The following is a 2,676-nucleotide window of genomic DNA, read 5'->3' as shown; positions in this document are numbered from 1 at the left end:
TCTGGATGCCGTCGACGACGAATTCGTCGAGCGCCCGCCGCAGCCGCATCATGCATTCGACACGGTTGCGGCCGTGCACGATCAGCTTGCCGATCAGGCTGTCGTAGTAGGGCGGGATCTTGTAGCCGGAATAGACGCCGGAATCGACACGGATGCCGAGGCCGCCCGGCGTGTGGAAGTGGGTGATCGTGCCGGGCGAGGGAGTGAAGGTGCGCGGATCCTCGGCATTGATGCGGCATTCGATGGCATGGCCCTGAAAGCGGATCTCTTCCTGGCGCACCGAAAGCCCGCCGCCCGAGGCGACGCGGATCTGCTCATGCACGAGGTCGATACCGGTGATCGCCTCCGTCACCGGATGCTCGACCTGCAGGCGCGTGTTCATCTCGATGAAATAGAACTCGCCGTTCTCATAGAGGAACTCGATGGTGCCGGCACCGGAGTAGCCGAGATCGGCGATCGCCCTCGCACGGACGCCGCCGATATGCGCGCGCTCCTCGGCATTGAGCGCCGGCGAGGGCGCCTCTTCCCAGACCTTCTGGTGACGGCGCTGCAGCGAACAGTCGCGTTCGCCGAAATGCACGCCGCGGCCGGCACCGTCGCCGAACACCTGGACCTCGATGTGGCGCGGCTTTTCGAGATACTTCTCGATATAGACGGCGTCGTCGCCAAAAGCGGCCCCGGCTTCCGAGCGCGCCGTCTGCAACGCGACCACAAGATCGGCTTCGCTGCGCGCCACCTTCATGCCGCGTCCGCCGCCGCCGGCCGACGCCTTGATGATCACGGGATAGCCGATCTCGGCGGCGATGCGTTTGGCGTCCTTTTCCTCGGTGACCGCGCCGTCGGAGCCGGGCACCACCGGGATGCCAAGACGCTTTGCAGTGCGCTTGGCCTCGATCTTGTCGCCCATGATGCGGATGTGATCGCCGGACGGACCGATGAAGGTGATGTTGTGCGCAGCGAGGATATCGGCGAATTTGGCATTCTCCGACAGGAATCCGTAGCCCGGATGCACCGCGTCGGCGCCGGTGATCTCGCAGGCCGCGACGATCTGGTGGATGTTGAGATAGCTGTCGCGCGACGGCGGCGGGCCGATGCAGACGCTCTCGTCGGCAAGCCGCACATGCATGGCGTCGGCGTCGGCGGTCGAATGCACCACCACCGTCTGGATGCCGAGCTCCTTGCAGGCGCGCAGCACCCTCAGAGCGATTTCGCCGCGATTGGCGATGAGGATTTTCTGGAACATCTTTCGGCTGTTCCCGGCTCTACTCGATCACGACGAGCGGCATGCCGTATTCGACTGGCTGCGCATCCTCGAACAGGATCGCCGTCACCGTGCCGGCACGGGGCGAGGGGATCTGGTTCATCGTCTTCATCGCCTCGATGATCAGCAGCGTCTGGCCTTCCTTCACCTGCTGGCCGACTTCGATGAACGCCTTGGCGTCGGGCGACGGCGCCAGGTAGGCGGTGCCGACCATGGGCGAGGCCACCGCATTCTTGGACACGTCGGCCGCTGCCGGCGCGGCTGCGGCCGATGGCTGCGCTGCCGGTGGCGCATAGGCGGGCTGCGGTGCGGCGACCGCATGGACGGCCGGCGCCTGTCGCGACACGCGCACCTTCAAGTCGCCCAGCTCGACCTCGATCTCGGTGAGGTTGGTGTCGTTCAGTATGCCCGCCAGATCGCGGATAAGCTGCTGGTCAACACCATTCTTCTTTATCGACATTTTCGAGCCTTCTGTTTGTTGGCCGGTCATAGCCGTGCGGCCAGCGCCTGCAGCGCCAGTGTGTAGCCGAGCGGCCCGAACCCGCAGATCACGCCGACGGCGACCGGCGAGACCATGGAGACGTGGCGGAATGATTCCCGCGCATGGATGTTGGAAAGATGAACTTCGGCGACGGGCAATGGGGCGACTGAGCGGATGGCGTCGTGAATGGCGATCGAGGTGTGGCTGTAGGCGCCCGGATTGATGACGATGCCAACAGCCTTGTCGGCGGCTTCCTGTATCCAGTCGACGAGGTCGCCCTCATGGTTCGACTGACGGAAATCGATCTCGAGCCCAAGCGCCGCACCTGCCTGCTTGCAATCGTCGGCGATCGCGGCAAGCGTCTTGCCGCCATAGATGCCCGGCTCGCGCTTGCCGAGCGCGTTGAGGTTGGGACCGTTCAGGACGAAAACCGTTTTCAAAATGCCGACCTTTCCCAGTGTGATTTTGAATCCGAAATTCGCAATACCTTGCAGCAGCGCTTTGAACGAATTTCGGATTCAAAGCCACACTGGCAATTTATACATTTCTGATGTGGTGGATTTGAAGTTCCTGAACGCTGATGCCACCAAAGCAGCAGGAACTTCAAATCCACCACATCAGCGCCGGCATCAGTCGGCGCGCCGGTCCTCTATAATGGGCTTAGACGCCTGCGAAAAGAGCGCAAGTAGGTTCTTTCGCTGTCCACAACAGGCGGAAAATGGCTTGCGCCGAAAGCCAGCGGGCGATCAGAGTGCGGCCTTGGCCGCCTCGATCTTCTCCGCCAGCACTTTCTGGCCGAGCGCCCCGAACACCACCTCGTTGCCGACCACATAGGAAGGCGTTCCGGTGATGGCCAGCTTGTTGGCAAGGTCATAGGTCTCGGAGAGGGCCTCGGCGATCGACGGGTCCTTCATCTTCTCGCGCAGCGTCGGTT

4 protein-coding genes are annotated in these 2,676 nt (G+C 63.0%); all 4 read right to left on the bottom strand.

Annotated features, from left to right (window positions below; translation table 11 throughout):
• Window positions 1-1,243 (bottom strand): acetyl-CoA carboxylase biotin carboxylase subunit (gene accC, locus EOA86_RS29910; protein WP_128344932.1); only part of this gene is annotated, 1,243 nt, incomplete at its 3' end.
• A 19-nt stretch (window positions 1,244-1,262) separates the two neighbouring features.
• Complete coding sequence (accB, locus tag EOA86_RS29905) at window positions 1,263-1,721, bottom strand: acetyl-CoA carboxylase biotin carboxyl carrier protein (RefSeq protein WP_095492057.1); 459 nt, start codon at window positions 1,719-1,721, stop codon at window positions 1,263-1,265.
• A 26-nt stretch (window positions 1,722-1,747) separates the two neighbouring features.
• A complete protein-coding gene (gene aroQ / locus EOA86_RS29900; RefSeq protein WP_031254564.1) occupies window positions 1,748-2,182 on the bottom strand; it encodes a type II 3-dehydroquinate dehydratase in 435 nt (144 codons plus the stop codon).
• 306 nt (window positions 2,183-2,488) lie between these two features.
• A partial coding sequence (locus tag EOA86_RS29895; protein ID WP_206630178.1) for a DsbA family protein occupies window positions 2,489-2,676 on the bottom strand: 188 nt, incomplete at its 5' end.

The organism is Mesorhizobium sp. M5C.F.Ca.IN.020.32.2.1 (assembly GCF_004023105.1).
Lineage (GTDB): Bacteria > Pseudomonadota > Alphaproteobacteria > Rhizobiales > Rhizobiaceae > Mesorhizobium > Mesorhizobium wenxiniae.
This window is presented reverse-complemented; position numbering and strand designations above follow the sequence as displayed.